Source organism: Inquilinus sp., from assembly GCF_039594555.1.
Taxonomy (GTDB): domain Bacteria; phylum Pseudomonadota; class Alphaproteobacteria; order DSM-16000; family Inquilinaceae; genus Inquilinus.
On sequence record NZ_JBCNNF010000479.1, the window covers coordinates 1 to 4,948 of the forward strand.

At 71.1% G+C, this 4,948-nt stretch carries 5 protein-coding genes; 3 read left to right on the forward strand and 2 right to left on the reverse strand.

Annotated elements, in window-relative coordinates:
* Both ABDW35_RS32095 and ABDW35_RS32100 read left to right on the forward strand, forming a co-directional pair.
* The coding region (locus tag ABDW35_RS32095; RefSeq protein WP_343717911.1) for a DUF484 family protein at positions 1-383 on the forward strand (383 nt) is incomplete at its 5' end.
* Positions 384-598: 215 nt separating this feature from the next.
* Entirely contained in the window at positions 599-1,540 is a 942-nt protein-coding gene (locus ABDW35_RS32100; protein WP_343717912.1) for a tyrosine recombinase XerC, read from the forward strand.
* Between the two features lie 121 nt (positions 1,541-1,661).
* Here the strand turns inward: ABDW35_RS32100 and ABDW35_RS32105 are convergent, their stop codons facing one another.
* Entirely contained in the window at positions 1,662-3,020 is a 1,359-nt protein-coding gene (locus ABDW35_RS32105) for an aminotransferase class I/II-fold pyridoxal phosphate-dependent enzyme (RefSeq protein ID WP_343717913.1), read from the reverse strand.
* A 116-nt stretch (positions 3,021-3,136) separates the two neighbouring features.
* Between ABDW35_RS32105 and ABDW35_RS32110 the strand changes: the two genes are divergently transcribed.
* On the forward strand, positions 3,137-3,634 hold the full coding sequence (locus ABDW35_RS32110) for an Lrp/AsnC family transcriptional regulator (RefSeq protein ID WP_343717914.1): 498 nt from the start codon (positions 3,137-3,139) through the stop codon (positions 3,632-3,634).
* Positions 3,635-3,832: 198 nt separating this feature from the next.
* Here ABDW35_RS32110 and ABDW35_RS32115 read toward each other — a convergent pair whose 3' ends face one another.
* Positions 3,833-4,576: a DUF899 family protein gene (locus ABDW35_RS32115; RefSeq protein ID WP_343717915.1), complete on the reverse strand. Its 744-nt coding sequence runs from the start codon at positions 4,574-4,576 to the stop codon at positions 3,833-3,835.
* Between the last annotated feature and the right edge of the window lie 372 nt (positions 4,577-4,948).

Sequence of the window (4,948 nt, forward strand, 5' to 3'; positions counted from 1 at the left end):
CGACCGACCTCGCGGTGCTGCTCGACCTCGACGTGGTGACGCTGCTGGTCGAGGCGACGGAGGGCGAGGAATCGCCGCCGCACAGCGCCGAGGTCCGCATCGTCGGGCCCGGCGAGATCGCCCATCGCCTCGGCGGGCAGGAGCTGATGCTCGAATCGGACACCGCCGGCGAGGAGGCGCTGTTCGGCGCCGGCGCCGGGCTGGTCCGCAGCCAGGCGCTGGTCCGGCTGAACGTCTCGCCCGAGGCGCCGGCCTGCGCCCTGGCTCTCGGCAGCCGCGACCCGGAGATGTTCCATCCCGGGATGCGGACCGAGCTGGTCGGCTTCCTCGGCCGGGTGCTGGAGCGCTGCATCCGCTCCTGGCTGACCCCGGCGCAGGATTAGGGGCGGATGGACGGGTCGGCGCCCCGAGGCTTCCGCCCCTTCCCCCTCACCGTCCCGCCGCCAACGCGGCGGGCCCCTCCCTCTCCCCAAGGAGAGGGAATCAGGGCCGGCATCGTTACCTCTCCCCCGGGGAGAGGTCGAAATCGCGCAGCGATTTCGGGTGAGGGGGCGGCACCGGCCGTGACGCGACCGTGACCCCCGGGCCTGAAACCAGCATGGCCGGCTGGCCGGCGGCGGCGGATCTGCGCGACGCCGCCGGCCGCTGGAGGCTGTGGCTGGAGGAGGAGAAGCGAGTCTCGCCGCATACGCTGCGCGCCTATCTCGGCGATGTCGGCCGCTTCATCGGCTTCCTGGCCGAGCATCTCGGCCGGCCGCCCAGCCTGAACGACCTGTCCGCCGCCGCCCTGTCAGACCTGCGCGCCTTCCAGTCGCGCCGGGCCGCGGGCGGGGCCGGCGCCGCGACGCGGGCACGCGGCCTGTCCGGCGTGCGCAACTTCCTGGCCCATCTCGACCGCGCTGGGGTGCTGCACAACGCGGCCATCGGCAGCTTGCGCAACCCCAAGCTGCCGAAGCGCCTGCCGCGGCCGCTGGCGGTGACCGACGCGCTGGCCGCGGTCGACACGGCCGAGACCCTGGCCACCGAGGAATGGATCGGGCTGCGCGATCGCGCCCTCCTCCTCATGCTCTATGGCTGCGGCCTGCGCCTGGGCGAGGCGCTGGGCCTGACCCGACGTGAGGCCCCGAAGGGCGACACGCTGGTGGTGACCGGCAAGGGCCGCAAGCAGCGCATGGTGCCGGTGCTGCCGGCGGTGCGTGAGGCGGTCGATGCCTATATCGCCGCCTGCCCCTTCCCGCTCGCCGCCACCGGCCCGCTGTTCCTGGGCGCTCGTGGCGGCGCGCTGAACCCCGGCGTGGCCGAGCGCCAGATGCGCCAGCTGCGCGCCGTGCTGGGCCTGCCCGATTCGGCGACGCCGCACGCCCTGCGGCACAGCTTCGCCACCCATCTGCTGGCCGGCGGCGGCGACCTGCGCACGATCCAGGAGCTGCTGGGCCATGCCGCCCTGTCGACCACCCAGCGCTACACCGAGATCGACACCGAGCGGCTGATGACCGTCTACGCCGACGCCCACCCCCGGGCCCGGCGCAGCACCGGCTAACCCTTCCGCCCCCTCACCGTCATTGCGAGGAGGCGAAGCCGGCGAAGCAATCCATCGAGCCGCTTGAACGGCGCGATGGATTGCTTCGCTGCGCTCGCAATGACGATGTTGGAAGACGGCCTCAAGCCGGCGGCAGACCGTTCTCGAAGCAGTAGTACAGCGTCGGGAAACTGTGCCTGAGCGCCACCGCATCCGGCCGCACCGCTTCCGGCGACTCGCCGCGCACCAGCACCCGGGCGATCAGCTCGGCGATCGTCTCCATCTCGCGCTCGCGCATGCCGAAGCGGGTGACCTCGATGGTGCCGATGCGCAGGCCGCCGGGGAAGTCCCAGTCCTCCTTGCGGTCGGACGGCAGCAGGTTCTTGTTCACGATCAGGTTGGCGCGCTCCAACGTCTGCGCCGCCGCCAGGCCGCGGCCGAAGCCGCGGGCGTCGGCGATGGCCTGATGCGTGGTGGTGAAGCCCTTGTGCGCACCCAGCATCGGCACGCCGCGCTCCTGCAGCGCCCTGGCCAGGGCCTGGGCATTGGCGACGATCTGGGCCTGCAGCGCCTCGCCGAAGGCGATCGCCTCCGCCGTCGCCAGGGCCAGCGCCGCCACCCGGTTGACCTGGTGCGTCGCCGCCCAGACCGGGAACACCGCGGTCGTCACCGCCTCGGTGATCGCCGGGTCGTCCCACAAGAGGATGCCGGATTGCGGGCCGGCGAAGGTCTTGCCGGCCGAGCCGGTGACGATGTCCGCCCCCTCCTTCAGCGGGTCCTGGAACTGGCCGCCGCCGATCAGGCCCAGCTGGTGCGCCGCGTCGAAGAAGAAGCGGCCGTCCCACTCCGCAATCACCTCGCGCATCGCCGCCACCGGCTGCGGGAACAGCGTCATCGACAGGCCCAGCGCCACCAGCTTCGGCCGGGCCAGCGGCGCCGCCCGGCGGAACAGGTCGAGGTCGACCACCAGCTCCTCCGGGTCCATCGGGATGTCGACGATGGTGCGGCCCATGGCCCCGGCCGGGCCGTCATGCCGGTTCGAGGAATGGCCGCCGGTCGGCTGCGCCGCGGTCATCACCACGTCGCCCGGGGTGGTCAGCGCGGTGTAGACCACGGCGTTGCCGATCATCGAGGCGCAGAGGCGGTGGTCGGCGTAGCTGCAGCGGAAGTGGCGCTTCAGCAGCTCGACGCACAGCGCCTCGACCTCGTCGATGTGGCGGGTGCCGGCGAACCAGCGGTTGACCCGGCCGATATGGCCCTCCGCCGCCCGCGTCCCGATCTCGGCCGCCAGCAGCGCCCGCACGCCGGGGCTGGTCGGCGCCTCGGGCGCCAGCAGGTTGATGCAGTCCTCGCCGCGCCACTGCGCGTTGCGCCCGACCGCGGCCTTGACCGCCTCGCCCATCGCCGCCGGGTCGGCGCAGGCATCCAGCACGGCGCGTGCCGCGGCCAGCGCCTCGCGGTCATGCACCTCGATGCGGTTCGACAGATCCGGGGAATCCATGATCGCGCCTCCTGTTCGTTGGAATCAGGCTACGGCGAAATCATCGGCAACGGATTTCGATTTGCGGGACCGGAATTTCTGTCGTGGAATGCGCTGATGCCGCTGCGGAGAAATCCATGAAAAGCCCGGACCGTGTCCGCCCTGCCCCGCCCGAGCTCGACGCCATCGACCGGCGCATCCTCGACGCGCTGCAGGAGGACAACCAGATCACCAACCTGGCGCTGGCCGAGCGCGTCGGGCTGTCGCCGCCTGCCTGCCTGAAGCGGGTGCGCCGGCTGCGGCAGGAAGGGGTGGTGGTGCGCGACGTGGCGCTGGTCGACCCCGAGCGGGTGGGCCAGACCATCGTCGCCTTCGTCGGGGTCGAGCTGGACCGCCAGCGCGAGGACGTGCTGGCCGCCTTCGAGCGCAAGATCGCGGCCGAGCCCGAGGTGCAGCAATGCTATTTCGTGTCCGGCGAGACCGACTATCTGCTGGTCGTCACGTGCCGCGACATGGAGGCCTACAACCTGTTCTGCCGCCGCGTGCTGGCGAACGAGCACAACATCAAGCGCTTCCGCACCAGCTTCAACCTGTCCCGGGTGAAGTACGAGACCAAGGTCCCGATCGGCGCGTGACGCTTCGACCGGCACGCTGCCTATGGTCTCGATGCCTGTTCGAGGTTTGCGGCCATCCGTGACTGCGCTATCGTCGCCACGGCCTCAGCCAAGCCGGGAGGCTTGACTTGGCGAGGCGAAAAGCCGGGGCGCGGTGACGCGCAGCAGGACTTCTCCCGTCCGCCCGGCACCATGCTTCCTGCGCCTATTCCCTCTGCTTCACCGCCCGCCGGTTCCGAGGTCGTCGGAATGCCCGGCCTTTACCCGCGGCCATTGGACGATGGGACGGTCGCCGATGCGATAGAGATCCTCGCCGCTCAACCGCGGCCAGCCTGCCGGGGAATCCTCCCACGACTCCTGCCGCCCATAGACCGTGAGGTCGAGCAGGGCGTAGCTGTTGCCCATCACCTCGACGCCGCGCCGCGTGGTCCAATAGGTCTCGAACACGTCGGATCCCTGCCGCAGATAGCAGACGATGTGCATCATCCCCACCCGGCGCCCGACCAGGAGCGTCTCGAGCGCGCCCCGATCGGCCGCGTACCAGGGCATCTCCCACCCCATGAAGTCGCGGTACCGCGCGCTCTCCTCATATGGGCCCTGGCAGATCGTGGCGTAGGTGACGTCGCGGGACTGCAGGAAGGACAGCTCGCGGACCTGCGCCGTGTACAGGCTGCAGCCCTCGCACTGCTCCGGCGCCGGGCGGCCGGCATACCACATGAAATAGTAGGCGATGAGGATCCGGCGCCCCTCGAACGCATCCAGCAGCGTCACCGGGCCACGGTCGCCGGTGAGCCGCGTGGCGCCGTCCACCGCGACCATGGGCAGCCGCCGGCGGGCAGCGGCCAGGGCATCGCCCTCCCGGGTATAGGCTTTCTCGCGGACCCGCAGCGCGTCCAGCTCCGCCTGGAAGGTGCTGCGGTCGACAATCCTGGGCGTAGCAGGATGGTTGGCGTCTCTGGTCATCTCGCTCTCTCCTTCTCGACAGGGAGACAGAGTGTGCGCCGGACGTCGAAGCGCGATGAGTGACAAGTGTGGCGGGATTCGATGCCCATCCGCGCGGCGGCGCCCGCCCCTTCGGACCATGGCCGCGGCGACCCCGATGCGTTGCGCGCGTCCAGCCGTCATCCGCGTCAACACAATGTTCATTGCGCAGCCGGCTCATTTCGTTCATGATATGTTCTATGAACACGGCGTGCTCCGTCCCGACCCCGCAGCCGACCGCCCCGGGCCTCGACCCGGCCGAGGCGGCGCGCGCCGGGCGCATGCTCGACCGGCTGGCCGAGATGGCGATGGAGCAGGCGGAGGCGACGCACAAGGCCCTGCTGGCCGCCGTCG